Source organism: Candidatus Diapherotrites archaeon (assembly GCA_016205145.1).
Taxonomy (GTDB): domain Archaea; phylum Iainarchaeota; class Iainarchaeia; order Iainarchaeales; family JACQJH01; genus JACQJH01.
Genome location: JACQJH010000002.1, coordinates 256788 through 282009, shown reverse-complemented (window position 1 = coordinate 282009; position 25222 = coordinate 256788). Strand labels below are relative to the sequence as shown.

The 25222-nt window shown below is 49.3% G+C and carries 24 protein-coding genes; 11 read left to right on the top strand and 13 right to left on the bottom strand.

Going from position 1 to position 25222, the window contains the following annotated elements:
- Positions 1-230: 230 nt before the first annotated feature.
- From HY394_04635 to HY394_04625, 3 genes are all read left to right on the top strand, one after another.
- A complete protein-coding gene (locus HY394_04635; protein ID MBI4053299.1) occupies positions 231-1436 on the top strand; it encodes a hypothetical protein in 1206 nt (401 codons plus the stop codon).
- A 162-nt stretch (positions 1437-1598) separates the two neighbouring features.
- Positions 1599-3677, top strand: a complete 2079-nt coding sequence (locus HY394_04630; protein ID MBI4053298.1) for an O-antigen ligase family protein — start codon at positions 1599-1601, stop codon at positions 3675-3677.
- Positions 3678-3717: 40 nt separating this feature from the next.
- Positions 3718-5073 carry an O-antigen ligase family protein gene (locus tag HY394_04625; protein MBI4053297.1) on the top strand — a complete coding sequence of 452 codons (1356 nt, stop codon included), beginning with the start codon at positions 3718-3720 and terminating at the stop codon, positions 5071-5073.
- A gap of 71 nt (positions 5074-5144) precedes the next feature.
- On the opposite strand, the gene HY394_04620 is transcribed toward HY394_04625, so the two are convergent.
- Genes HY394_04620 through HY394_04600 form a run of 5 tightly spaced genes read right to left on the bottom strand, consistent with a single transcriptional unit; the run spans position 5145 to position 10527 of the window.
- A complete protein-coding gene (locus tag HY394_04620) occupies positions 5145-6089 on the bottom strand; it encodes a sulfotransferase domain-containing protein (protein ID MBI4053296.1) in 945 nt (314 codons plus the stop codon).
- Positions 6086-7267, bottom strand: a complete 1182-nt coding sequence (locus HY394_04615) for a glycosyltransferase family 4 protein (protein MBI4053295.1) — start codon at positions 7265-7267, stop codon at positions 6086-6088. The genes HY394_04620 and HY394_04615 overlap by 4 nt, the downstream gene beginning before the upstream one ends.
- A 9-nt stretch (positions 7268-7276) precedes the next feature.
- The gene (locus tag HY394_04610) at positions 7277-8470 is read right to left on the bottom strand and encodes a glycosyltransferase (protein MBI4053294.1); all 1194 of its coding nucleotides are present in this window, start codon (positions 8468-8470) and stop codon (positions 7277-7279) included.
- 55 nt (positions 8471-8525) lie between these two features.
- Positions 8526-9446, bottom strand: a complete 921-nt coding sequence (locus tag HY394_04605) for a glycosyltransferase family 2 protein (protein MBI4053293.1) — start codon at positions 9444-9446, stop codon at positions 8526-8528.
- Positions 9447-9459: 13 nt separating this feature from the next.
- Positions 9460-10527: a glycosyltransferase family 4 protein gene (locus tag HY394_04600; protein MBI4053292.1), complete on the bottom strand. Its 1068-nt coding sequence runs from the start codon at positions 10525-10527 to the stop codon at positions 9460-9462.
- A gap of 182 nt (positions 10528-10709) precedes the next feature.
- Here HY394_04600 and HY394_04595 point away from each other — a divergent pair, with 182 nt between their 5' ends.
- Both HY394_04595 and HY394_04590 read left to right on the top strand, forming a co-directional pair.
- Positions 10710-11897, top strand: a complete 1188-nt coding sequence (locus HY394_04595) for a glycosyltransferase family 4 protein (GenBank protein ID MBI4053291.1) — start codon at positions 10710-10712, stop codon at positions 11895-11897.
- A gap of 40 nt (positions 11898-11937) precedes the next feature.
- A complete protein-coding gene (locus tag HY394_04590; GenBank protein MBI4053290.1) occupies positions 11938-12549 on the top strand; it encodes a sugar transferase in 612 nt (203 codons plus the stop codon).
- Positions 12550-12562: 13 nt separating this feature from the next.
- Here HY394_04590 and HY394_04585 read toward each other — a convergent pair whose 3' ends face one another.
- From HY394_04585 to HY394_04560, 6 genes are all read right to left on the bottom strand, one after another.
- Positions 12563-12997: a hypothetical protein gene (locus HY394_04585; protein ID MBI4053289.1), complete on the bottom strand. Its 435-nt coding sequence runs from the start codon at positions 12995-12997 to the stop codon at positions 12563-12565.
- 184 nt (positions 12998-13181) lie between these two features.
- A complete protein-coding gene (locus HY394_04580; protein MBI4053288.1) occupies positions 13182-13745 on the bottom strand; it encodes a hypothetical protein in 564 nt (187 codons plus the stop codon).
- On the bottom strand, positions 13742-15181 hold the full coding sequence (locus tag HY394_04575) for a hypothetical protein (protein MBI4053287.1): 1440 nt from the start codon (positions 15179-15181) through the stop codon (positions 13742-13744). Before HY394_04575 ends, HY394_04580 begins: the two co-directional genes overlap by 4 nt.
- Positions 15182-15190: 9 nt before the next feature.
- Positions 15191-16276 (bottom strand): O-antigen ligase family protein, encoded by a 1086-nt coding sequence (locus HY394_04570; protein ID MBI4053286.1) that lies wholly within the window; start codon positions 16274-16276, stop codon positions 15191-15193.
- Positions 16277-16621: 345 nt separating this feature from the next.
- Positions 16622-16771 (bottom strand): hypothetical protein, encoded by a 150-nt coding sequence (locus tag HY394_04565; protein ID MBI4053285.1) that lies wholly within the window; start codon positions 16769-16771, stop codon positions 16622-16624.
- 32 nt (positions 16772-16803) lie between these two features.
- Positions 16804-17223, bottom strand: a complete 420-nt coding sequence (locus HY394_04560; GenBank protein MBI4053284.1) for a hypothetical protein — start codon at positions 17221-17223, stop codon at positions 16804-16806.
- Here HY394_04560 and HY394_04555 point away from each other — a divergent pair.
- From HY394_04555 to HY394_04535, 5 genes are all read left to right on the top strand, one after another.
- The gene (locus HY394_04555) at positions 17213-17635 is read left to right on the top strand and encodes a hypothetical protein (protein MBI4053283.1); all 423 of its coding nucleotides are present in this window, start codon (positions 17213-17215) and stop codon (positions 17633-17635) included. The genes HY394_04560 and HY394_04555 overlap by 11 nt on opposite strands.
- A 58-nt stretch (positions 17636-17693) precedes the next feature.
- Positions 17694-18914, top strand: a complete 1221-nt coding sequence (locus HY394_04550; protein MBI4053282.1) for a glycosyltransferase — start codon at positions 17694-17696, stop codon at positions 18912-18914.
- A gap of 4 nt (positions 18915-18918) precedes the next feature.
- The gene (asnB, locus tag HY394_04545; GenBank protein ID MBI4053281.1) at positions 18919-20787 is read left to right on the top strand and encodes an asparagine synthase (glutamine-hydrolyzing); all 1869 of its coding nucleotides are present in this window, start codon (positions 18919-18921) and stop codon (positions 20785-20787) included.
- A 396-nt stretch (positions 20788-21183) separates the two neighbouring features.
- Positions 21184-22173, top strand: a complete 990-nt coding sequence (locus HY394_04540) for a glycosyltransferase (GenBank protein MBI4053280.1) — start codon at positions 21184-21186, stop codon at positions 22171-22173.
- A gap of 184 nt (positions 22174-22357) precedes the next feature.
- On the top strand, positions 22358-22534 hold the full coding sequence (locus HY394_04535) for a DUF1931 domain-containing protein (GenBank protein MBI4053279.1): 177 nt from the start codon (positions 22358-22360) through the stop codon (positions 22532-22534).
- A 159-nt stretch (positions 22535-22693) separates the two neighbouring features.
- Here the strand turns inward: HY394_04535 and endA are convergent, their stop codons facing one another.
- Together endA and HY394_04525 are read right to left on the bottom strand one after the other, a co-directional pair.
- The gene (gene endA / locus HY394_04530) at positions 22694-23203 is read right to left on the bottom strand and encodes a tRNA-intron lyase (protein MBI4053278.1); all 510 of its coding nucleotides are present in this window, start codon (positions 23201-23203) and stop codon (positions 22694-22696) included.
- 81 nt (positions 23204-23284) lie between these two features.
- Positions 23285-24016 (bottom strand): class I SAM-dependent methyltransferase, encoded by a 732-nt coding sequence (locus HY394_04525; protein ID MBI4053277.1) that lies wholly within the window; start codon positions 24014-24016, stop codon positions 23285-23287.
- An 81-nt stretch (positions 24017-24097) separates the two neighbouring features.
- Between HY394_04525 and trpS the strand changes: the two genes are divergently transcribed.
- On the top strand, positions 24098-25186 hold the full coding sequence (gene trpS / locus HY394_04520) for a tryptophan--tRNA ligase (protein MBI4053276.1): 1089 nt from the start codon (positions 24098-24100) through the stop codon (positions 25184-25186).
- Positions 25187-25222 lie beyond the last annotated feature (36 nt).

The window sequence follows — 25222 nt, the reverse complement described above, 5'->3', positions numbered from 1 at the left end:
CGGAGCGGGGTTCGACGTTGTGCAGGGTGATGACGATTTTTTTTCCAAGCGCCTTTGAACCCGCCAGGAACAACGCGAGCGCAATGGACATTGCAACCGCTCCCAGCTTGAATCGTTTTTGTTCAAAAGCGTGCGGTCGGCTGTTGTGGCAAAGGTTTTCGGGATTTTGCGCGCGGATGCCGCCGCTTTCCCTCTAGGCAAATAATTTAATTAGCGGGTTGTAAATAGTTATGGCATTCATGATGGCGGAGGATTCGACTGCAAAGGGCTTGTGGCCGGCAGCGGCGGTTTTCGGAACCGTGATGGTTCTGGGAATCGCAATCGGCTGGCTTGCCGCCTTTTTCGTGCAGACCGAAGGCTTGCGTGCCGAGCGCGCCCTTTCGGCAAGGATTTCCGGCATGGACGTCCTTGAATTGCCCAACCCGGATTTTGAGCTTGGCGCGGTTCCATGGGTTGCGCAAATGGATGCGGCGGTTTCCCTGTCATCGGAGCGCGCGTTTTCGGGAAAAAATTCGCTCAAGGTCCTGGTCAAGCCGGGTTCAAAGGCTTATTCCGGCGCGGTTTTCGGCTACGGCGTGCGGCTTGCCGTGGAGCCGGACACGGTTTACCGTTTTTCGGCGCATTTTTTTGTGCCGGATGGCGCGGAAACCGGCGGCAGCTTGAGGATGGGAGTTCAGGTTAGGGGAGAGGACGGCTGCGAAGGCCAGGCCTGCTATGCGGAAGTGGTTGATTCAGCCCCGTCTGTTGACGGCGGCGTCCGCGGCGAATGGGTTGAACGGTTTGTCACGTTCCGCACAGGCTCTAAGGCAAAACATGTTTTTCCGTTTGTCACTTCTCCGGGCAAAGGGCAGTTTGGGCCCGTTTTTGTTGACAGCCTGGACCTTGAATTGCTTGGGGATGAGACAAGGCAATTCGCTGGTGTTGCGGGAAAAACGCTTTTTGACATTCCGAACCGGGATTTTGAGGACGGCATAATTCCCTGGACCGTGAACGGCGGCGGAAAGATTCTGGTTGCGGAAAACCCTGCTTTTTCGGGCAGGCACTCAATGAAAGTGGTTGTCACCGGAGCCGACCCGCTGTACTCCGGCCTTACAATGTCAAACGTTGCAAGGGTTTCGGTTGAGCCTGACACGAACTATGTTTTTTCAGGCAGGGTATTCATCCCGGAAGGCGCGGATATTTCCGGAAACTTCAAGCTGGCATTCCACGTGCTGGGCCCGGATGGCTGTGGCGGGGACAAGGGGTGCCACAGGCATTCGCTTGTCAAATCCGATTTGTCCGTTGACGCCAACAGCCAGAGGGGCGCATGGCTTGAAAAATCCGCCGTGTTCACAACGGATGCCGATGCCACGAATTTTGTCCCATTCTTTTCGTCGGTGGAACCGGATTCGTCCGGGGAATTTTTTGTCGACGGGCTCGGCTTGAAAAAGGCCTGACTTTCCCGCCGCCTGCGGGCATTCCGCATCGGGCCGGCAGGCCGCGGAAGCTTTGTGTAAGTAAACCTTGTTAGGGGCTATTTCTTACACAGAAACCAGAATACTTACACGCCCCCGGACGCGGAAAAAGGTATATATACCGATTTCGCCTGATTTAATGTGATGGAACTTTCTGGGCGTGCCACGGTTTTCAGGATTTTTTTCACGGTCCTGTTTTTCTGTTCGCTTGTTTCCGCGGCGGCGCTGTTATGGGTTTCCGGGGATTTTGCGGTTCCATTGCTGGTGTTTGCGGTGTTTTTCGCGGCCGCGCTTTTGCGGCCCGTTCCGGCGTTTTATGCCCTTGCGGTTTTTGCCGCGCTGTCGCCTTTTTTGCAGAACGGATTTTCCGCCGAAAACATCCTTTTGGCGGAGTTCGCCCTGCTTGGCTTTGCGGCCTCCGCGCTGTCGCGCGCCTTTTTTTCGGAAAAGGGCTTTGCCTTCAAGGCGGGCATTGCCGATTTTTTTGCGGGCGGCTTTTTTTTGTTTTCAGGCGCGGCATTTGTTGCCGGCGTTTTTGCGGGAAACGCCTTTGAACCCTATCCCTTGAGGCTGGCGGTCCTCTCGTTCGAGTTCATTTTGCTTTACCTTATCGGACGCGGGTTTTTCACGTTCGCGGTTTCGCCCCGGAAATCTTTCATTGCAATGCTTGCCGCGGCGGTTTTTCTCGCGGTTTCCGGAATAATCCTTTTCAATTTCCATTCGGCGCCCGGCGCGGGCCTTTTTTTGGGGTTCCAGGGCCCGGCTTCCTTTTACCGGCTTGAATTCCCGTTTTTTTATGAGAATGCCGCGGGGCTGTTCTTCGCGGTTTTTTTTTCCTCCGCGTTTTCTTTTGCACTGTTTTCGCATGGCTGGAAAAGAATGCTTTTCCTTTTTTCGTGCCTGCCGCTGCTGCTTGCACTGCTTTACACGTACTCGCGCGGCGCCTGGATTCTTGCCCTGCTTGGCGTGCTGGCGGCAATGCTTTTGAAACTGCATAACTGGCCATCAACGGCCCGTCAGGCGCGGGGCCGCACGCTGGCTTTGGGCTTGTCGGCCGCCGCATGCCTCCTGCTGATGTTTTCCGTCGCAATATTGTACGGCACGGTTTTCGGCAATTCCGGGGAAGCCACGCCTTCGGAGTATTCCTTTTTCAACAGGCTTTCGGTTGTGGACCGCAGTCCGGAAATCCGTGCGCAGGTTTTTTCGGTCAGCGCCCGAGCCGCGCTTCAAGAGCCTTTTTTCGGCAACGGCTTCGGCTCGTTTGAAATGGCCTATTTCGGCCTGGCCGGAAAAGACTTCGGGGGGCCGAAGAATGCGCACAATTCTTTCCTGCATTTTGCGCTGGAGCGCGGGGTTCCCGCAGGATTGTTTTTCCTTTTTTTCCAGGCCGCGCTTGTTTTCCTGCTTGCCAAACGGCTTTTGTCGCGGCGTGAAAGTTCCGGCGCCTGCGCCGCGCTTTTCCTTTCCGCCCTGATTTTTTTTGCGGGCGGCTTTTTCGAATTCGCCTTGTTTTCGGCTAGGAACGCCTTTGTGTTCTGGCTTTTTGCGGGAATGTCGATTGGCGCTTCAGGCGGCGGTTCCCCCGAAAAGCAGGTTTCATGGAAACATCTGCTTGCACTGGCCTCGGCTTTTTCGGTTGTTTTCGCCGCCTTTTCCCTTGCGCCGTTTCTTTTGGAGGCGCAGCAGGCGCTTGAATCCGGCATTTCGCATGAGTTGAAGGGCGGGCTTGTGAATCCTGGCTTTGAAGACGGCTTCAAGGGCTGGGACTCGTTCAACAACTCGGAAATATTTTTGTCCGAAAACGCGCGCTCCGGAAAGCGTTCGATGGGCCTGCGCGTTGAAGGCCCGACTAAAAGCTGGGCGGGCCTTTCGACTTTCAACGCTTATGCCGTGAGCCTGGAACCGGATTCGGATTATGTGCTTTCCGCATTTTTTTTCGTACCAGAAAACGGCGATTTTTCAGGAACGTTCCGGCTTTCCGCGTTTTTTTTCGGCCGCAAGGAATGCGCGGGAAAGCCGCCGGAATGCCTCGGCATAACCTTTTCGGGTTTGGACCAGTTTGTTGACGGTTCCGCGCCAAGAGGCGGGTGGTTTGAAAGGCGCCTTGTTTTCAGGACGGGCGGGGAAATCGCGGGCGTCAGGCCGTCAGTGATCACGTCTTCAAACCTTTCAGGGCGGGGCACGATTCTTGTCGACGACATGTCGATCGAAAAGGCCGGTTAGCCGGAAAGCTTTATATTCGCGCTCCGCATATTTTTGTTTTATGCCCGCCGCAGTCACGCATCAGGAGCCGGGCGTTTCCGGCTTGTGGTGGAAATTTTTTTTGGCGGGCTTGTGCGCGGTCTTTTTCGTTTCCGGCGTGGTGCGCCTGCCCGAAACGGTTTTTTTGCTTGCGCTGTTTTGCCTCGTCAACCTGCCCGTCCTTGCAAGGAATCCGGGGATTGCGTTCGCGGTGTTTTTCCTGTCGCCGATGTTCGCGCTTTTTCCGGAAAACTTCGAGCACATAATAAACCCCGTTTTTGTCGTGTTGCCGGTGCTTGCGCTTGCCGTGGCATTGTCGCCCGTGAGGAAAAACGATTTTTTCGCAAAAATTTTTTCCGCGCCAGCGATTTTTTTCGCGCTTTTCACGGCATTAATGGGCCTGTCTCTTATGTGGTCGTCGGATGCCGCGCAGGGAGCCGAAAAATTCTCGAGTTTCTTGGTCATGGCAGTCCCGGTTTTCCTGTTTCCCGCGTTCGTGGGCACTGGTTCGGGGCAGTTCGACCGGTTTTTCAAGGCGGTCTTTTTCGGCATACTCGGAATGGGCTCCGGCCTGTTTGTTTATTCGCTCCTGTTTTTCGTGGATTTCCGCGAGGCAACCCTTGGCCTCGCCCGCAACATAGTCCTTCTTGGAATTTTTTTTGCCCTGGGTTTTTTCATAAGCGCCTTTTATTCCATGCGGCCCGGCCCGCCGGCCAAGAGGCTTTTTTTCGGCGCCTGCGCCGCGTTCTTTCTCCTGCTGGCGGTTTTTTCCCAGTCCCTCGGGCCGATATTGAGCCTGCTCGCGGGCTCGGTTTTGTTCGCGGTGTTTTTTGCAAAAAGGTTCGGCAGGGCGTTCCTGGTTTTTTCCGCGTTAGCCGCCGCGTTCTGCGTCCTGGCGTTTTTTCTTTTCCCGCAGGCATTCGTCTTCATTTCGCCTGATTTTCTGTCCGAGGACCGCGGCATTTCGGCCAGGGGCGCACTTTATTCTGCCGCGATTGGCCTCACAATGAAAAAGCCGCTTTTGGGATGGGGCCTGGGCGCTTTTTCCAAAGAGTACGGTTCCACGCTGCCGGAGTATTCCCTTATTGTCCTGGGAAACAGGCCCGTTCCTTATCCTCACAACATTTTCCTTGAGGCTTCAAGCGAACTGGGCGCAGCCGGCCTGGCGTTGCTTGCAGTGTTCCTGGTTTTGGCCATTTATTCGTTTTTCCTGCGGCTGAAGCCGATGGCGGCCGGGCATGAAAGGGATTTTTTTATTCTTTTTTTTGTAGCCTTTGCCATCGGGCTTGTCGAGGCCCAGTTCAGCTTTGACTTTTCCGGGCAAAGGATTTTGTGGCTTTCGGCGGGAATGCTTGTTTTCTGGCCGTGGCGGTTATAATGCACATTTGCCCAAGCGGCTTTTCCCGCAGTGCCCCGCAAGATGCCGTGGCCATATCGGAAACCGGCCGGTCAGCCGTTGTTTTCGCCGCCGTTGGCTTTCCATCCGGAAAGGTTTCTGCCGAGTATTTTTTCAAGCCTGCGGATGTCCGGCGCATACATTTTCCTGATTTTTTCGGACAGGCCGCGGCTTAAGCGCGGTTTTTTTCCGATGCAGGGCAGCAGTTCCCTGTAAATGCCTTTTCCGGCGCCGGCTATTGCCCCGCAAAACCGGTTTTTTGGGCGGCAATGCAAATACACGCCGCCATCCGCAAGGCCGAATGACGTGTTCCGCACAAAGAGGGCCGCCTGCGCCAGGGCGAACAGCCGGATTGCTGTCAGGGAATACGTGCCCGCGTTTTCCCTTCTGCCGATGCAGCCTGGCTTGAAGTTTTTTTCCGCTCCCAAAAACCCGTAGATTTTGCGGATTTCCGCAAGCGGGCTGGCTTTCAGGTCGTCGTAAAGCAGGACCATAACCTGTGCCCTGTCAAAATTCCTGTAATACCTTGAAAGATGCCGGTGGTAAAAGCCGCATTCCGTGAGGCGGCGCTCCGGTCCGCTTTTGTCGCGGCCGCGCTTTTCAAGGATTCTTGCAATGCCTGTTTCGGGTTCCACGACCGGCAGCTGGTTGCAGCACATGTTCATGTAATATGCGGACAGCATCCTGTCAAGCGGGTCGCGCAGAACCGCAATGATTTTTGTGCCGGGATTGTTCTCCGCAATTTTTTCGGCGCAGCCCGCAGTGGCCAAATACAGCGGGTCCTTTACGCCGGCAATGGTCCCGCCATCGAGTCCGGCAAACAGGGCATTGAAATCTTCCGCGTCCTTCACCGGCGCGTTTTCGTTCCTGAAAAAAGGAATCTCAGTTTCAGGCATGAAAATCCGCGGATGCCCGGCAAGGCACCTGGCCACAAACGACGTGCCCGCCTTTTGCGCGCCGATTACGACAAAATCCGGCCGGTTTTTTGCGGCGCTCATCTGGAAGCATCTCCCACGGCGCTTTTATTGCGGGTGGATTCAACCAGTTTTTCATACAATTCAAAGAGCTTTTTTTCCTCCGACGACCAGTTGAATTTTTCCCTGAACGCCTTTTTTCCGGCCTCCGACATCGCTTTCCTTGCGGCGGGATTTTTAGCGAGCCAAACGATCTTTTCGGCCACTTCGGCGGGTTTTTTGGGGTCGGCGGTGGTCCCGCAGCCGTATTTTTTCAGAAAGCTTTTCCACTCCGGAAAGTCGCTTGCGATTATCGGAACGCCGTGCTTCATGCATTCGAAGAATTTGGTCACGAATTTGTGGCGGTGTATCCTTATGCGCGGATACAATGCAAGCCCGATGTCGGCGGCATTGTAATGCGCCTCTATTTCGCGGTGGTCGACAAACCCATCGCACAAAAACCCGGTTTTTGCGCCGATGCCGAGGCTTTCGGCGTATCCCCTGAGCCACCGCGCGTATTCCTCGGATTCGGGCGAGCCGACTATTGAAAGCCTCGCCTGCGGAATGCGTGCGGAGGCCTCGGCGAATGCGTTGAGCATGTTTTGCATGCCGCGAATCCCCTGCACGCTTCCGGCATAAATGATTCCGAAAGTTTTTTTGCCCCTGCGCTTTCCGGCAAAAGCGCCCAGGTCTTCCGGCACGTCATAATTTTTTATCAAAACGCATTTGTCCGCGAATTTTTCAAACCGCTTCAGGTAAACCCCGTCTGACAAAATGATGGTGTCAAAGAAACCGCAGCAAAAGTCCTCAAAATGCCGGAACAGGAACGCCAGGGGCTTCCTTGCCGGCCTTGGTAGGTAGTGCTTGTAGAGAATGAACTGCGTATAGTTTTCGTGGACGTCGTAAATGACCTTTTTTCCGAGTAGCCTGAGCATCACGGCATAGCCGAGCATTTCCGGGCAGTGGAAGTGGTATATGTCGGCGTTCTGCCCGAGCGCTTTCCTGAAAATTTCAAAGTCCGTGAACAGCACCCTCAAAAGGCGGTTTTTCTGCGGTTTTATGAACACAAATTTTATTTCCCGGCTTTCCGGATTCTGGCAGTCGCTTTGGGCTATCATGCTGGTGGCAAACCTTTTTGCGAGGCTCCTTGCCTCCCGGTAAAAAATTCTCGAGTCGTTCGCCTTGTGAACCGCGTCGAAAATGCAGATTCTGGTTTTTTCCATTGCGCCACCTTAGGTTATGCTCTTGGCCGTTCTGGCTTTAAGCATTGTTTTTGGTTTTCCAGCCGGCCGCCGGCTTTTCCGCCGGCCCGGTTTCTGCCCGCCCCGCCTTCTGTCCAGGATTTTTTCGAATAATCTGGCCGTCGACCCGGAAATTGTTTTCCATCCGAGCCGTTTGGATTTTGCGCGGAGGCCTTCCCCGATTTTTTCCAGACGCAATTTTTTAGATTTGAAGATTGCCCTCTCAAGGCTTTTCGCGTTTTTCGGCTTGAAAAGAAGCGGATATGCGCCGAGCAGTTCCGTCACCGGCCCGAGTTTTGGCGCGATTACCGCCTTGTTGCAGGACATGAACAGTATCAGCGCGCCAGACGTTGAAACCCTCTCGTATGGCAGCACTCCGGCGTCGGCCGCGTTGATGAACGCCCGCACTTCCGCATCTGGAATGAATTCAAGCCTTGCAATGCAGTTTCCCTTAAACTTTTCCGCAAACGACAAAATGGATTCTTTCACTCTGTCCTCGAGGCACCTGCCGGCAAACACCACAAAAATGCCCTTGTCCTTTTTTATGGCGTTCCCGGCCGCCTTCAGGAACACGGCAATGCCCTTCTGTTCGCGCATTTCGCCGAAAACCAGGAGCACAAAACAGTTTTGCGGGATTTGAAGCGATGCCCTCGCCTTTTTCCTGCCCGCGGAATTTTTGTAGTATCCGATGAAATTACCGTGCGGTATCACGCTGATTTTTCCCGCCTGGCGCCCGTTCAGCCGGTAAACAGCAACTGCCTTCCTTTTGCTCCAGGCATTGTGCACTATCACCGCGTCGGCAATCCTTATGGCGAGGCCGAACACTTCTTTTTCCAGCCGCGGAAAAAGCGTCCTGTGCGGTTCGACGTTGTGGATTGTTATGACGATTTTTTTGCCGAGAAACTTTGCGAGCGCAAGAAAGCACAGGAACGCCGATGCCATGACAATCCCGGCCATGGCGGGGAATTTTCCGGGCCCGCCGCTGAAAACGTGCTCTATCCAGTGCAAATGCACGATGCGGGTTTTAGGGAAAATTGCCGCAATCTCCGCGCAAAGGCGCACGCCCGCCCTGTTCTGCGGGCTTTGCACTTCAAATCCGTGTTTCCTGAGTCCGGAGTAAAGCAGGAGCGCGTACGGGTGCCTTTCCGGAAGCGTGTTCGAGAGGATCAGGTGATTTCTGGTCATCGCAGTCAGTTTCCGTTTTTTTTTTAAGGGGATAGTCATGCAACCCACATTGAACTTAATGTAGGCAGAATTCTATCGCCCCTTTAGTGGTTCCTGCAAGCGTCCCTAAAATTGTAGCAAAGTCAGCTTTTAATGCCCCGGCTTTAATTTTTTTCAGAAATGTCGTGGTTAAAAAAGCCAGTATAAATTCCTTGTGCCTGCGTTTTTCAATATTATTTTTGACAAAACGAAAATAGTTTTTTGACAAAAAATAGTTTTTTTCCAGATTGTGCCATAAATCCTTTTCTTTCTCTTCAATGCCTTTGTGGATTATTGTGGTTTCAGGTGTCACCAACACTCTGAATCCTGCTTTTTTTGCACGCATGCAAAAATCCGTTTCTTCCCAGTAGCAGAAATAGTCGGGATCAAACAAGCCTATTTTTTCAAACACTTTCCTGTTTACAAGCATTGCGCAGCCCATCGCGTAAAGGCTTTCAAGCGCCTTTTTCGGTTTTTGATGTAAAAAAGTTATTTTTCCAGTCGCATTGTCGATTGTGGCGCCGGCAAATTCCACCCCGCCGGAAGCGCTTTCGTATATGACTGGTCCGATGATGCCGCAGTCTTTTTCTTGTTCGGCTCTTCTAACGAGTTTTCCAAGTGTGCCCCTTTCCTGTAAAATGTCCGGGTTGGTAATGTAAACATATTTTGTTTTTTTGTCTTTGAGAGCCTCCATTATGCCGATGTTATTTCCGGCAGCATAGCCAAGGTTTTTTTCGTTTTTTATTGTCCTTATTGACGGGTATTTTTGTCTGACAACGTCAAGGCTTCCGTCAACAGAGTAATTATCAACAACAATTATTTGAAAGTTTTTGTAATCCAGGTTTCTGAAAGATTCAATACAATTCATTACATGGTTTCGGCTGTTGTAAAGTAGGATGACTGCCGTTACGAACGCCCCACGGCCGCTTTTTTCCAGGTTGGCTATCTCATTTCCCATTTTCTGCCTTCTGCTATTTTTTCAGCATTTGCCTGTATTTTTTTACAAGCGGATAGGTTGTTTTTTCCCAGTCATATTTCTGTTCAGCAAGCCTTCTGGCATTTTTGCCTATTTTGTCGCACAGGTTTTCGTCAGATGCAATTAGTTCGATATTTTCTGCAAAATATTTTTCTTCCGACAGGACCAAATGCTTTCCGTTTTTGGCTTCTATGCCACGTCTCCCGACGGGTGTAGAAACTATCGGCAGACCGGCGGCCATGTATTCGAACATCTTTACGTTTGAGCCCCCGCCATCCAAAACTGGGTTTATTGCAAGGTCCGCCGCCTGAAAATACGGCTTGATGTCTGGGACATAGCCAGTCCTGACAATTTTGTTTTCCCGCCCTTTATGCAGCCCGCTTTGCCCGACAATCAGAAAGACGTATTCCCTTGGCGCGGACTTTGAAATTTGCTCGATGACCCGCACAGCCTCGTTGTTCGGGGCATATTTTGAGCCGCAGAATAGTATCACTTTTTTTTCCGGGCCTATTCCGATTGCTTTTTTTGCATCATTTTTTTGTTCCGCTGTAGCCGGCACGATTTCCCTTGTATCGGCGCCGTTCGGGCAAACGATTATTTTGCCTTTTTTTATGCTGTAATGCCTGCAAATCCTTCGTCCGTCTTCCGCAGAAACCGTGACAATTGCGTCGGAACTTTGAACGGCATTTCTTTCTATTTCCTCAATTTTTGCATAAAAAAATTTTCTAATCTTGTGCTCTTTTGCGATGATGGGCTGCATGTCAAGTTCCACGTTATGCTCGGAAAGCACAATTTTTTTGCCGGGGAATTTTTTTGCCGCGAATTCGAACAGGTACGGGAATTCAACCTGTATAATGTCTGGGCTGCCTGCCTTTTCCATGACCTTCGAAGGCAACGACCATCCGCCAGAGCAATAATGCTGTCTCACGCCATACGGCACGCCAATTGCCTTCAGGCTCCCGTTAAGAATTGGACTTTGTGGCAAGCCATATCTTGTGAGGCTTTTGTTCAAGATTGTTTCCTCCGCTGGCTTCACCAGTTTTATGGTGCTGGCAAAGTCCATTCTGGTCACGGTAAAATGCCTTGAAAGATTCCGTGTAATATAATTGATTCTTTTTGCTCCGCCGCTTTCTTTTCCCATCAAAAAGCCATTCAAACAGGTAATATGCATACGGGTCATTGAGTCAATCCTAATAATTTTTTAGATTGTTGCTATTAAATACATTGCCTTATTTGGTGGTTTTTTTGAATATTCTGATTATTCACAAGCATTTCACGCTTCCCGGCGAGCCGGGTTCGTCGAAGCCATTTGATTTGGCGGTTTTTCTTGCGGAAGCCGGTCACACTGTCTGGGTGCTGGCCGGAAACAGGAACTATATGACCGACAAAAAGCGCGGCGTGACAAAAGTTGTCCTGCGCAGGAACCTTCAGGTCATTTATTGCAATGTTCTAGGTTCGCATCACGCTGGCTTTTTCGGAAGGCTTTTGGCGCAGCAGTCTTTCATGCTGGGCGCGTTTTTTGCCTCCTTTAAAATCCCCCGGATTGATGTTGTCCTGGCGAGTTCCCCGCCATTGCAGTCCGGGCTTGCGGGCCTGGCCATTGCCAAGGCTAGGCGCGCCAGGTTTGTTTTAGAGGTCAGGGACCTGTGGCCGCTTGTGCCTGTCTTGATGGGCGCCCTGCGCAATGGCTTGTTAGCGCGGCTTGGGAACTTTATTGAGCGGCTTTTGTACAGGTCTGCTGACAGGATTGTCTGCGTCACCAATGAATTCAGGAAAGAAATCCTGAAAACCGGAATCGGGTCGGGAAAAGTGCTTGTGATTCCGAACGGCGTCAGCCTGGATTTGTTTGCAGGCAAAAAGCCCGCAAAGCGGCGCTGGAAAAAGTTTGTCGTGATGTATGCGGGACCCATGGGCCGGTTTTACGGTCTTCAGCGCGTGCTTGAAGCCGCGGTCCTTTTGCGCCATGATAAGGAACTGCTTTTCGTGCTTGTGGGCGACGGCAGCGGAAAAGCCGGCCTGAAGGCTTTTGCAAAAACCAATCGTCTAGGCAACGTGCTCTTCCTGCCGGTCATCCCCAAAGCCGCCCTTCCGGAGCTTCTGATGCAGGCCGATGTCTGCGTGAATTCAATGATTGAAAAGGTTTCCGGCCTGAGTTTCATTCCTAACAAGTGCCTTGAATACCTTGCCTGCGGAAAGCCGGTTGTCTCGAATTCCGGGGCGCTTTCCGGAATTTTGAAGAGGAGTTCCGGAATCGTTGTTGCGGAAACCGCGCGCGGGTTTGCTGATGCCGTAATACGCATCAAAAAAGACGCGCGGCGCAGGGAACGGCTCGGCAGGAAAGGAAGGGCTTTTGCTGAAGCGCATTTTGACCGGAAAAAGCTTCTCCGCAGGTATGCGCGCGAACTTGAGTCAATCCCCGCCCGGCCGGCGTAGGGCAAAGCATTTCTTTTCTTCTGTTTTCCAATGTGTCTGCGTGGTGCGGTTGCTGAAGCGGTTTTTTGATTTTTCGGTTTCGCTGGTTTCGCTGGTTTTTCTCCTGCCGGCATTTGCCGTAATCGGCATGGCAATAAAGCTTGACTCGCATGGCAAAGTTTTTTTCGTGCAGGAGCGCCTTGGTTTCGGGGGCAAAAAATTTTCGTGCATAAAATTCAGGACCATGGTCGAGGGCGCCGAGGATGAAGGGCCGAGGCTTTCAAAATGGAATGATCCGAGGCAGACGCGCACCGGAAGGCTTTTGCGCCGCTACTACCTTGACGAGCTGCCGCAGCTGTGGAACATTCTGCTTGGCGAAATGAGCTTTGTCGGCCCGCGCCCGGAAAGGCCGTTTTTTCACCGGCGGTTTGCCAGGAAATTGTCCGGCTGGAAAAAGCGGCTTGAAGCGAAACCCGGTCTCACGGGTTTGGCGCAGGCGAAAGGCGTTTCAAGCACGAAGCCAAAGGAAAAGCTCGCGCTTGACCTGCTCTACCTTGAAAAGCGGTCTTTTTTGTTTGACCTGAAAATAATATTTGCCCAGTTTTCGGTGCTGTTCGGGAGGCTTGGCCGGCGGCTGAAGCGCAGGTTCAGGCGCCTGAAAGAAAGCAAGTGAATTCTTTTTTTTTTCAGAGTTCGAATTTCCTGTCGACTTCCCTTGCCAATGAATCGCAGTCCGCCTTGATTTTTTCAAGGTATTTTATTATGCGCTCCTTTTCAAGCTCGATGTCCTGCACTTTTTCATAGGTTTCAACGGCTTCCCTGAACATCGAATAGTCCACATAAGTGTACGGGTATGCGTCCATTTTTTTCGCAATCCTTTCAACCATTTTTCCGAGCCAGATGTTCATCTCGTCCTTCACCTGGCCTTTTATCTGCTTGCCCTGCGACAGGTGCTTTCTCATCATGTTGACGATGGTTGCGCGCGGGAAAGGCAGTTTGCTTTCATCAACGGTTCCTTCATCTTCCTCGCCCGATGCTTCCGCGGCCTGCTCTTCTGCTTTCAGCTCGCCTTCGACTATCTCCTTGGCCATTTCCTCGGTCTGGTTCTTCGAATCAGTCATAAAATACCCCCATAAAAAAAGCAAAGAATGCCGGTTTTTTCTTCAATTTAATTGTCTGGCGAATGGATTTTAAATGCTTGGTCGGCGGAAAAGCGTCATCGGTTTTTTGTTTTGCCGCCAGCTAAGCGTTTCTCAAAGAGCTTATCCATCGTGCGCTTCCAAGAAAAGTTTTGTAATGGGCGCTTCAACAAGCGGCTTTTTGCTTTTGCCACCAAGCGTCCGCAACAGAAACGATTTTGCTGTGTTTTCTTATTTCTTGGTAGCTGTACCTTATTTTTGTGCATGCAAAAAAAAGCAGCGCCAGGATAATTCTCATTCTAGCATCTCTGGGAAAACCCTGGTTGTCAAAGGCTACGCTGGCAATAGTGTTGATTGCAAGTATCGTAAGAGATACAAGCCCAAGATATGTAAATGGTTTTTTTTCAAGTTCTGCTGAGATTTTTGCACCCAAACTTGGTCTCGCAGCCTTTGACAGCACCCAAAACGTGTTTTCTGCGGTTGATTCAATAATTTGAAGCGATCTTTTTACTATGCGGCTGTTTTCAAAGGCGTTCATCGCATAAAACTTCGCAATGCTTTTTTTTGCCCATGCAATCGGACGCCACCCAGCAGTTTTCTCCGAGTAGCCGCCCGATAAATGTTTTAACCAGAGTATTTTTTTCAAAAATAATGAGTTTTCGTAGGCTTCTGATGCCTCTGAAACCATTTTTACTATCCGGCTGTCTTCGACCGCCCTTTCCATGCTCATTTTATATCCACAATTGCCGCGGTTATGTTGGCGTTATCAAAGCTGAGGAAAATTTCATACCCGGTTTTTATGAATTTTCCCTTGAATGTGGTTTGGCCGTATTCGTCTTTTTTGAGAAGCAGTTCTGCTTTCAGATCCAAATCCTTGTTTTCCGGGTGAATAGTTTTCAATATTTGCCCGCTGTCGGATGTTGTTATTATTTCAGCCGGCTTTTCAGACTTTTCCAAGATTTTGCTTATAATTATGCCGCCGCCAAGGCTGGTTTCGGTATCACCCGCAGCTATTTTGCCGGCAGTCCAAGGATTTATATTTCTGGCTTTCAGTGTCACGGTTTTGTAAAATGTCTCGCTTTTCGGTATTTCTTCCATGCTATTGTAAATTCCGCGTATGGCGCCGGAAATCGTTGCATTTGGTATATTTATGCTGATGGTGTCGCCAATATTGAGCTGCTCGTTTTTGTACATCGGAACTCCCTTTTTAATTTCGACCTGTATTTCTGCTTTGAGCCTCACGTGTGCAATCCCGTCCGTTGTTTTCTCGCCGCTTATTTCCTTTATTTCAGAAACCTTTTCCATGTCAGAGTCAGTTTCGCCGCTTCCTGGAAGAAGGTATCTGGCTGTGCTAAGCGGGAAATCCCAGGCTTCCAAATCAACTATCTTGAAGGTCTTAGTTTCAGCAAGGCGCTTGTTTTTTTCCTCAAAAGGCAAAACGTCGACTATTTTTGTTTTAAGTTGAATGCCGCCATCGTCAATCTCGAAATTGTCGCCTTTTCTGATCGTCTGCCCGCCGAAAACAAGCCGTTCGTCAAAACGTTTTGTTTCAATCAAAAATTTCATGACGATGTTATAAGTTTTATAATCGGTCGCGATTTTTTCTATGTCCAATATTTCGAAAATTTTTTGCCCGCCTTGCTCAATAGTCTTGCCATTGAAGAATTCCGCGGCGACTTCAGATGAAACGCCTTCGGCCCGGGCTTCGATTATTTTTTCATCTGGTTGGACCGTGGTCTGCGGCTTTGTTTCGCCCAATCCGATTATCTGGCCATTCAGATAAACGTTTCCGAGGCTTATCTTGATGGGTTTGCCTATGTTGATTATGACATCCTTGTAAAACAAAACCCCGTTCTTGTTTGAAGCGTCAATTTTCATTACAACCACTAGATCGGCCTTGTTCTGGAACGATGGTATTTGCTCAATGCCGACAACTTCGCCGAGCTCCCTGCCCGTGAAATATCCGAGTTCTTTGTCTCCGACACGTATGTTTTTGTAAACCCAGCTCGGCTGGTTTTTTGAAAGGATTGTCACATATGTGGGCTTGTCCAAGCCGAATAGGAATGTGTATGCTGTATAGGCTCCCAGTATAAGTGCAACAACTATCAGAACGTCGACAACATTTGCTTTGCCGAACAGTTTGCCGTGTTTGTCCACCAATTCCATAGTTCCCGCCTAAAAGTGCCCAGCCGACCCTAATTCATACTGTTTTTCCTTATTTAAATCTATTGAAACCTGCCTCAGGATGATTCCAAGCGCGACCAAAATAATGAATATTAGATAGAACGGTTCGTTTCCGGCAAACCCTAAAACAAGCATTCCGACAAGTGAAACCCGCAGGCATTTTGCCATGGTGGCGCCATCGTTTTCGCCTTTTTCTGTGAAATTTTTTTCCGCTCGGCCAATATCCCAGAACGAGAACGCTATTATCATTGCGTAGAATATGAATCCGATTATGCCTGTTTCGGCGAGGACTTCCGCGTAAATGTTGTGCGCATCCTGGTAGTTGACAAGTTCCCCTGTTTTTTCCAGATTTTTATAGTACCCTTTAAGCCCTAATAGATATCTTGATGTGTCATAGCCGGCCCCCATAAAAGGGTTTGCTAAGAAGATGCTAAGCGCATCAAAAAGCATATTTTTTCTTTCTTCGATCGAATGGGCTCCCGTGAATTGCGAATTTCCGGTTTCGCCTGCTAGCGCACCCAAGCCTTGGACCCGGCTCACAACGTCTTCGACTTTCCAATAAAAGAATGGCGCAGAAACAAGCAGAATTATTGCAATGACCGGCCATATTTTCTGTTTTGGAAAATAGTAGAAAAGCATTGGGAGCATGGCCGCGACACCTATAATGCTGCCTCTTGAACCTGTCACAAATATCACGACGAATACCGCAAGGACTGCCAGCAGGAGGAACGCTTTTTTTGGTATTCCTTCAAACGGCTTGGTTTCTTTGTTAGTTATGAGTAGCATCGCAAAAGCCAATGGCATCAGCGGCAAGAGGTTTATGCCAAGCGTATTCCGGTTTTCTAATCTGTCGATAAATTCTATGCCTCCGCCTTCAAATATTCCGCCGCTGGCAAGGCTCAAGCCGGCGAAAATGATTATTATTGCCGACAGGACCCAAAAAGTGTTTTTTGCCGCTTTCATGTTTCTTGTCAGGTATATCATGAAAATCAGGGTGAGTGCCATTTTCGGATCCAAAAAAAAGCTAAGAGTTCCGCCGGCCGTGCCAAGAATCGTTGATATTGCAGCAACCGACATGAATCCGATGACCGCAAAAAGCTGGTTTGGGAAAAAAAGTTTTTTTTCCTTTTTAATGAAATACTCCGCTACAAAGAAAAAAGCCAGGATGGCAAATATTATTTTGTTCAGCGGTACCGCGGATTGCAGAAGGCCTGCCGGTGTTATTCCCGCATAGCCGACTATCAGAAGGAGAAGAACCGCGAAATGGTAGTTTTTGAAGAGGAGTATTGCCACGACCGCGGAAACAACCGTGGCTAACGCCATTTCAAGGGGCAGAAAGAACCCTATTGTGGCGGCCAGCAGAATTATTGTGCCGGCTTCCGCTTTTGTAAGCTTCATCCGGGAAAATAATTGGTTTTCTGGTTATTTATTCTTTCTTTTTTGGATTATTTCAATAATGGCAAGGGCGAGCCAGAAAAGCAGGATGTTGTTCTGCCAGAAAAGAACGTTCTCGAACATGCCGCCTATAATAAATGCGGCGAGCGCTGCTGCCAGTGCAGCAGAAATAGCCAACTCACCGCTGGTTTCAGCATATTTTAATGATTTTAAACGCCTCTTACGGCTTCAAAAAACAGCCACAGAAACGCAATAAGTGCAATGATTCCGCCGTCAATCAGCATTTGCATGAAAACGTTGTGCGAATTCGGCGGACAGGTTTTTTGTTCTGCGCTTTTTTCCCAGTTGCCAAGCCATGTCAAAATGAACGGATGAAGATAAACAATGTCGTCGATTTTTTTGGCCAAAAATTCCTGGTTGAACGACTCTTTATCGGGCCCGGCAATGGGGCTTTTCAGGAATCTTTCAAAGCATTTTTCGAAGACAAGATTTCTTGTCGCAAAATCTTCTTCTGTGTTGGCAAGCCTTTTGAACAGGAAAATCTTGTCCAATTGTATTCCCTCCCGGATGCTATTGTCGTAGACTTCTATTTCGATTGGATAAAAATTGCCGCCTTTTATGTTTGGCAAAATTCTGACAAATATGCCTTCAGCGTTTCCCTTTTGGTCACATTTTTTGCGATATGCCTGTTATGCCAGTTTTGGCGATTTCAAGACCCACGCCAACACAATTGCGAAAAGCATTATTTCCGGCAGGATAAAAAAAGTCTGCCCGAATGATGTTTTTGTTTCGATTGATACTGGTGTGAGAAATATCGTCAAAAGCATGGCTGTTTTCCGGTCATGGAATGCGAGCGCAAAAAATGCCACCCCCGTTGCAATAGCAAGCATCGGATCGGATATGGCTGAAATTAGAAATATGCCCAAAATGGAGACCGTGAAAAGTGTTGCCCGCGGAAATTTGCCGGAAAGCATGTCTGCCTTGACGCCCATGTTGCCGTCTTTTTTCCCCGTTGTATTGGAATTTTGTTATTTAAACTAGTATTTTAACGCATTTCTTGGTATGTGTTTTAAATTTTAAGGCTTTTAAATTAACTTGAATGGCGAGCAAACGAATCAAAATATCATTTTTTTTATATGACCTCTATTCCGGAGGCGCTGAACGGTTTGTGCAGGTTTTGGCTAACAACCTCGACAAAAAAAAATTCGATGTTACAATTGTTGCCTTGGTTAGCGGGAAACACTATCCGCTTGATGTCGGGGTGAAGTTTCTCCGCCTTAATGTCGGCTTTAAGTTTTTTTGTCTGAAATTTTTTTTGAAACTTTATTCTATTTGTTTAAAATTTGTTAATGATTTGCGTGCAGTTTTTTGTTATACTAACTCCAAAAAGGCCGCTTACCCGGCCTATTTGAGTTTTGGTTTTTTTTTCCACATAAGGTCTCTTATCGACTTTTTTGGGCGGGATAAGCCAGATATTGTTTTCAGCCTCTTGCCTTTGCCAAATTTTTTGGCTGTTTTTTCTTCCCCGTTTTTTGGATACAAATCCATTGTCAGCGAGAGGGCTTTTTCTCCGCTTGAGCCTGATAGTGAGCCGGCAATTATCCGCAAGCTTTATCCCGTGGCGGATGCGATTATCACAAATTCAAAAGAAACTGCGAACGCCCTTGTCAGCGTTTATGGTTTGCCGTCAGCCAAGGTTTTCACTATTTACAACCCTGTTGACATTGGCGCAGTTTTAAAAGCCGGCAAAGAAAAAGTTGACCGCTCCCGGGTTTCCGCACATAACCCGCCAATAATTGTCGCGTGCGGCAGGCTTGTCCCGCAGAAGGGTTTTGATATTTTGTTGGATGCTTTTTGTTTGGTTCGCCGTCATGTTGACTGCAGGCTTGTTATTGTTGGCGAGGGGCCTGAGTTGGCAGCGCTTTTGGCTTTGTCTGAGCGTTTTGGTGTCCGGGATTTTGTCGATTTTGTGGGGTGGCAATCGAATCCGTGGAAGTTTTTTTCGAAAGCGGATGTTTTTGTTCTATCCTCGCGTTATGAAGGGCTTCCCAACGTTGTTCTTGAAGCAATGGCTTTGGGCATTCCGGTGGTTTCAGCCGACTGCAAGTCCGGTCCAAAGGAAATTATTTCGCATGGCAGGAATGGCTTGCTCGTCCCTGTTGGCAATCCGGATGCCATGGCCAAAGCTGTTGTCAGGGTTTTGTCGGACAAACGCCTTCACCGCCGCCTTTCAGCCAATGCGAAAAAAAGGGCAAAAGATTTTGATGTTCCCTTGGTTGTAAGGCAATTTGAAGAATTTTTTGAGCGTATGGTAAAGTAGGTGTTTGATTTTGTGCGGCATCTGCGGTTTTGTCGGGTTTGAGGACAAGGGTCTGCTTAAGCGGATGGCAAGCTTGCAGGAGCATCGCGGTCCGGACGGAAAAGGTTTTTTTTATGACGCCAAGGTCAGTTTGGCGAGCCAGCGGTTGAGCATAATAGACATTGCCGGCGGAAACCAGCCTATTTTCAATGAGGACAAAAGCATTGCGGTTGTTTTCAACGGCGAAATTTTCAATTTCGTGGAACTGCGGGCACTTCTTGAAGACAGTGGGCACAGATTTTACACAAAAACCGACACCGAAACAATCGTTCACGCTTATGAGGAGTTCGGCGACTCCTTTTTTGGGAAACTGCGCGGTCAGTTTGCCTTCGCACTTTTTGATTCCGGTAGAACGCGTGTCCTGCTTGCACGCGACCAGTTCGGGATAAAACCCCTGTTTTACTCAGATTATGGCGATTCATTTTTGTTTTCCTCGGAAATAAAGCCGCTTACGCTTGCCCCGCAGTTTGACAAATCAATAGATTCGGATGCAATGGCCGATTACTTTACTTTGGGTTACGTTTTGTCGCCCAAAACGATTTTTTCGAGGATACGGTCGCTTTTGCCGGGGCATTTCCTGGAAATCAATGTAGCCGAAAAAACGGTTGGGCGGGGGCAATTCTCCAATCTTGCATCTGGTCCGTCAAAATTTGGCGGTGAAGCCGAGTCGATTGCGCGCATTCCTGAACTGCTTTCACGTTCGGTTGAAAGCCAACTGGTTGCCGACACGCCTGTCGGAGTTTTTCTCAGTGGCGGGGTTGATTCCAGCGCGGTGACATGGGCGGCGACCCAGAATGCTGATAATCTCAATACCTTTTCAGCAGGCTTTGAAGGTGATGAGTGCGAACTCCCGAACGCAAGGCTTGTCGCGTCCGCTTTAGGCACAAAACACCACGAGATTTTGGTTGGGAAAAAACATTTGGAAGATTTTCCATTATTGATCGCCAGGTTTGGCCAGCCTTTTTATGACGATTCCGCGGTTCCGACAAACGCAGTTTCCGGACTGGCGGCCAGACATGTCAAATGTGTTCTTGCAGGTGATGGCGGCGACGAGCTTTTTGCAGGCTATCCGAACTATGATGTGCTATTTTCCAACAAGTTTCGGCGGTTGTGGGGCGGGGCTTCCCTGACGTATAATGCTTTTTTTCGCCGCATTTTAGGCAAAGTTTCTCCGGGGCTTAACTCACGGCTATATGAATATTTTAGGTTTCACTCACATTGCCCGCGTGATTTGCATTTTTACCGCAAAATTCAATTTGATTTAGGCAAAAACCAGTTTGTTTACGGCGTGCCGCGTGAAAGCTATTCGACCAAAAAGGCTGTTTTTGCATACGGTGATTCTTTGCCGAAACGCGAGGGACTGAACAGGGTGCTTTTCCAGGATTTGAAAACTTATTTGCCCGATGACCTTCTTGTGAAGGTTGACAGGATGTCAATGAACAATTCGCTCGAAGTCAGGGTTCCGCTTTTGGATGAGGGTTTTGCAAGCCATGCCATGTCAATACCATTTAATTTGAAGCATTCTGGTTCGCGCAGGAAAATAATTTTCCGGAAAGCGCTTGCCGGAAAACTTCCGGAAACAATTCTTTTTGACAAGAAAACCGGTTTTGGTTTTCCGGAATTGCCGTGGGTTTCATCTTTCCTTGACGGCCAGTTGGGCAGGTTTTTCTTCGAAAGAGATTCTACGCTAGAAAATTTTTTTGATATGCCGGTGGTCAGAAGAATGATTGCAAACAAACAACGCATGGGCGGCCCACAAAAATGGCTCTTTTTGTCTTTTGCGGTCTGGAACAAAATTTTCCTTGAGAATGAAAAACCTTCGCATGTTCTCTGATGCCACCTATGCATATTTTTAACTTATAAAACGGACAATGTTTTTTCACGGCTTACCAAAATTTTCGATTGTGGCTTGTGCAATTGGGGCCGTTTTTTTTGGAGAAACCCGTTGGTGAAGTTTTGGGCTAGGAAGGCGGCGTATATGCGAATAGTGCAAATTCACAATCGTGATTGGGGGGGCGGCGGCTCGTCAAAATCGGCTTACCTGCTGCATTCGGCATTGAGAGGGTTTGGTCACGATTCTAAATTTGTCGTGGGGGCAAAATACACCGCCGACCCGGATGTTATTCCCTTGTCCGGTTTTGGTTTCGAAGGATTGTGGAAAAGAATCTACAGCAAAATGGAGGATGTCTCGGGTCTTCAGTATTTTTTTCAGCCGTCTTTTAGCCGGCTGATGAAAATCGATGCTGTCAGAAAAGCGGATGTGCTGCATTTTCATGACACGCTCGGGGGTTATTTGAATATTGGGATAATCCGGCAGGCAGCGAAAGAAAAGCCGGTTGTCTGGTCAATGCGGGACATGTGGGCTTTCACCGGCCATTGCGTTTATGCGGGCGGGGGGCGGTGCGAGAAATGGCTCTCCGGGTGTAAAAAGTGTCCTTTTTTGGGCGAATACCCGCCTATTTTAATTGACACGGCATCGCTCTTGTGGAAAATAAAGAAGAATGATGCTGAAGCATGCGCCGGGCGCGTCTGGTGCGTTTCCCCGTCGAATTGGATGTGCGGCCTTGCACGCAAAAGTCTGCTTTCGCCGCTTTCCCATTCGGTTATTCCGAATTGCGTTGACACGAGAACATTTTTCCCGCGTAAAAACAGAAATTCGGTTCGGGCAGGGCTTGGTCTGCCAAAAAATGCTTTTGTCCTGTCGTTTATGGCAGCGCACCTCAGCAATGAATTCAAGGGCCTCCCATTTCTTGTGAGGGCACTTCAAATTATAAAATCCGAGGGCCTTGAACCGACAGTGCTTTTGATTGGCGAAGGAGATTTTGACTTTGAAAACGCTGGCATAACCGGCGAGAAAACCGGATTTGTTTCTGATGAGAACCGCATTGCGGAATTGCTTTCCGCAAGCGACGCATTTGTTGCCCCTTCGCTGGTTGATAATCAGCCATTGGCGGTATTGGAAGCGCTTGCATGCGGCAAGCCGGTCATTGCTTTTGGTGCCGGGGGCATACCGGAAATTGTCCGGCACAAAAAAACCGGTTTTATCGCCAAAACAGGAAATGCTGAAAGTTTGGCTGAAGGGCTTGCTTGGGTTATGGGCTTGGATTCTGACAGGCGTTCAAAATTGTGCGCGGATTCAGTTTTATCTGCTAAATTGTTTAGTGTTGAAAAGAATGCCGCGGCTTACATAAAGCTTTATGCCCAAATCCTGAAAATATGATGTTGTAATTTATGAGAATTATGCCGTCAAAAATGAGGAAACAGTAAACGCCGCCAGTTGTCCGACAGCCTTTTTATCGGCGACACTGCAGCCTGAAGAACGCCCGTTATGATTGTTTTAAATAGTTTTTCTGCCCAATTTAATTTGAAAATTAACTTTTTGTTAATTTCCGGGGTGATTTCGAATGGCGGAAATTTTGGTTGTAACTTCCAAGGTAAAGGATGCTGTCAAGGCAGCAGGCTGCAACTGCGCGGGCGATTTTCCGGATGCCTTGAGCGCTGAAGTTGACTTGCTCATAAAGAAAGCGGTCAAGAGATGCGAGGCAAACGGCCGCAAGACGGTGAGGCCGGAAGACATCTAAACGCGGTTTCGGCTGGTGGAGCGAAACCAGGGCGCATCACTGCGTGATGGCCGGGTGCGCTATTTTGCGCATATGCGTTCTTGGCTGGGGGCGAATGCCTCCGGCTTTTCAATTTTTTGCGCTGTGCGAAATTCGGCATTTCTTTTTTGTTATAACTCTTTATGGCACGATGCGCTCTATCTTGTAATAGTTTATGTCGTCTTCCGCGTCCACGATTGCCTGCAGCAGTTCGGTCTTGATGTTGCCTGCCAGCCTGACCATGCGCGAAAGCTCCGGCATTGAAAACTTTTCGTCCTGTGCGCTGACGCTTACGACCCACTGCGTGTGGGCTTCGCCCTGCTTTTTTCCGCGCGGATAGACCCTGAAATCGAAGCCGAATTTCAGGCCTGTCTTGACGACAAAGCCCCTTTCCCGCAGATCCGCGAAAACAATGTGGGTTGAATAGAATTTCTTGTCCGCTTTCTGCCCGAGCTTCAGCAGTTCTTCGGCGTCGGCTTTTTTGCCGCTTTCGTTTTCGATTTCCAGCCTGTCCTTTGCCGACAGGAAAAGTGCTTCGTGCAAATCCAGTACAAGCACCTGGTTTTTGAGTTCGCCGAAGCCCCTGCCGATAAGCTGGTCGCGCAGTTTCATTTCCTTCACGAGGACCTTGTCCTGCAAAAGCAAAGCCATTCTCATCACCGGTTGCCGTATTTGTATACTTCGCGGTAAGATTGTTAAATGCTTGGATGCCCGGCAACCTCCCGGCCAAATTCAGGAAGTTCTTTTCAGGATGAATGAAACTGTCTTCATTCCGAACAGCTTTTCCACCGCCGTCTTCACAAGGCCTTTTTTGTAGCGGTATTCGAATTCGGCTGTTTTTTTGAGGCCGTTTTTTTCCATCAGGCCGTCGAATTCGGCTTTTGACAAAAAGTAGACCACCGCCCCGCTGTTGTGCGGCGTCCTGATTCCGGTTCTGCCCGACAATTTTGTGAGAAAATAGACAAGGCGCGCCTGCAACGGCGTGCCCGTAATATGTTCGCTTATGAAAAACACGGTTTCCTTTTTTGACGCGGCAACCATCTTTTCCACCGCCATCCCGATATTCCGCATTGTCTGTTCCCTGCCGTCTGCGGTCAGATGGTGCAGGATAAAATTCGCCATTATCACGTCGTATTTTTCCGGCAGGCCTGTCTTCAGGATGTCGCCGTGAATGGTCCTGATTCCCGGAAAGTTTTTCCGGCAGGAATTCAGCATTTCCCCGGAATTGTCGATTACCGTGCAGTCAATGTCCGGCCTCGTTTTTTTGATGAGGTTGCAGTGCACTCCGCCGCCCCCGCCTATGTCTATGACACTTGAATTTTTTGGCAGTTTTTTTATGTGGTCCAGGAACCCGTTTTTCGGTTCCCTGAAAAGCCATTCGCGTTCCGCGCTCGCATACTTGTTCAGTTCGCCTTCGCTGTTGAAAAAGCGGCTTGTCTGCTGCTGCACGAAATCTCCGGCCATGCGTTCACTCCAAGACAACTATTAAACGTTCACTCCAAAACAACTATTAAATATTGTAAAGTAATTTATATTTGATTTCCAATGACCGAACTTGACCCATGGAGTTCCGCCCAGGTATCCGATTACGCGCACGTCTTCAAGGAATTCGGCCTCACGCCCTTTCCTCCCGGGCTGGCAAAGCAGATCGGCCACCATTTTTTCGAGCGCAGCATTGTCATTGCGCACCGCGACTTCGAAAAGGTTTTCGCGAGGATGAAAAGCCAGAAGCCGTTCATCAACATTACCGGCATCGCCTCGTCAGGGCACTATCACCTTGGCCACAAGGCGGACGTCGATTTGTTCGTTTTTTTCAAAAGGCACGGCGCAGTGAACTTTTTTTCGGTTTCAGACATCGACGCGTACGTGAGCAGGCCGGACGCGAAAGTGCCATCGCTTGAAAAGGCGAGGGAATTCGCTGTAAGCAATGTCGCTGACCTGCTTGCCCTCGGCCTGTCCGAGGATGACATTTATTTGCAGAGCCGGCAGAAGCCGCGCTACTACAATTTTGCATTCGAATTGAGCAAGAAGATCACGCGCAACACCTTCGAGGCGATTTACGGGCACATCGACCTGGGCAAGGTTTCCGCCAACCTTTTGCAGTATGCCGACATTTTGCATCCGCAGCTTGCGGAGTTTGTCGGAAAAATGCCTTCCGTTACGGGCATCGGCCTCGACCAGGACCCGCATGCGCGGTCGGTGAGGGACATAGCGAAAAGGCTTCCCTATCCGATGGAAGTTCCGTCATTCGTTTACTTCGAGCACCAAAGCGGTTTGCAGGAGGGCACTAAAATGTCTTCTTCCGAGCCGCACACCGCGATTTTCCTCAACGATTCCCTGAAAGAAGTTGAAAAGAAAATCCAGAAGGCTTTCACGGGCGGCAGGCCTTCGGTTGAAGAGCACCGCAGGCTGGGCGGAATCCCGGAAATCTGCAAGGTATGCGAACTGCTCAAATTCCACCAGCCGAACAGGAAAAAGTACGAGAAAACCGTCGAGGAATTCCGTTCGGGAAGAATGCTTTCAGGCGAACTCAAGCAGATTGCGGTTGAACACTTCAAGGACTTCCTTGAATCGCACCAGGCAAAGCGCGCGGACAACATGAAAAAAGCCGAAAAAATCGTTTTCGGAAAGTAGGCGTTTTGCTTTTGCGTTTTTTTGCCGCGGGATTTT

Excerpts from the sequence above, each read along its gene's own strand:
- HY394_04635 (MBI4053299.1), top strand. The coding sequence starts at position 231 with ATGGCATTCATGATGGCGGAGGATTCGACTGCAAAGGGCTTGTGGCCG.
- HY394_04630 (MBI4053298.1), top strand. The coding sequence starts at position 1,599 with ATGGAACTTTCTGGGCGTGCCACGGTTTTCAGGATTTTTTTCACGGTC.
- HY394_04625 (MBI4053297.1), top strand. The coding sequence starts at position 3,718 with ATGCCCGCCGCAGTCACGCATCAGGAGCCGGGCGTTTCCGGCTTGTGG.
- HY394_04620 (MBI4053296.1), bottom strand. The coding sequence starts at position 6,089 with ATGAGCGCCGCAAAAAACCGGCCGGATTTTGTCGTAATCGGCGCGCAA.
- HY394_04615 (MBI4053295.1), bottom strand. The coding sequence starts at position 7,267 with ATGGAAAAAACCAGAATCTGCATTTTCGACGCGGTTCACAAGGCGAAC.
- HY394_04610 (MBI4053294.1), bottom strand. The coding sequence starts at position 8,470 with ATGACCAGAAATCACCTGATCCTCTCGAACACGCTTCCGGAAAGGCAC.
- HY394_04605 (MBI4053293.1), bottom strand. The coding sequence starts at position 9,446 with ATGGGAAATGAGATAGCCAACCTGGAAAAAAGCGGCCGTGGGGCGTTC.
- HY394_04600 (MBI4053292.1), bottom strand. The coding sequence starts at position 10,527 with ATGGACTTTGCCAGCACCATAAAACTGGTGAAGCCAGCGGAGGAAACA.
- HY394_04585 (MBI4053289.1), bottom strand. The coding sequence starts at position 12,997 with ATGACTGATTCGAAGAACCAGACCGAGGAAATGGCCAAGGAGATAGTC.
- HY394_04580 (MBI4053288.1), bottom strand. The coding sequence starts at position 13,745 with ATGAGCATGGAAAGGGCGGTCGAAGACAGCCGGATAGTAAAAATGGTT.
- HY394_04575 (MBI4053287.1), bottom strand. The coding sequence starts at position 15,181 with ATGGAATTGGTGGACAAACACGGCAAACTGTTCGGCAAAGCAAATGTT.
- HY394_04570 (MBI4053286.1), bottom strand. The coding sequence starts at position 16,276 with ATGTCGGTTGCTGCAATATCAACGATTCTTGGCACGGCCGGCGGAACT.
- HY394_04555 (MBI4053283.1), top strand. The coding sequence starts at position 17,213 with ATGTTTGGCAAAATTCTGACAAATATGCCTTCAGCGTTTCCCTTTTGG.
- HY394_04550 (MBI4053282.1), top strand. The coding sequence starts at position 17,694 with ATGGCGAGCAAACGAATCAAAATATCATTTTTTTTATATGACCTCTAT.
- HY394_04540 (MBI4053280.1), top strand. The coding sequence starts at position 21,184 with ATGAAAATCGATGCTGTCAGAAAAGCGGATGTGCTGCATTTTCATGAC.
- HY394_04535 (MBI4053279.1), top strand. The coding sequence starts at position 22,358 with ATGGCGGAAATTTTGGTTGTAACTTCCAAGGTAAAGGATGCTGTCAAG.
- endA (MBI4053278.1), bottom strand. The coding sequence starts at position 23,203 with ATGGCTTTGCTTTTGCAGGACAAGGTCCTCGTGAAGGAAATGAAACTG.
- HY394_04525 (MBI4053277.1), bottom strand. The coding sequence starts at position 24,016 with ATGGCCGGAGATTTCGTGCAGCAGCAGACAAGCCGCTTTTTCAACAGC.
- trpS (MBI4053276.1), top strand. The coding sequence starts at position 24,098 with ATGACCGAACTTGACCCATGGAGTTCCGCCCAGGTATCCGATTACGCG.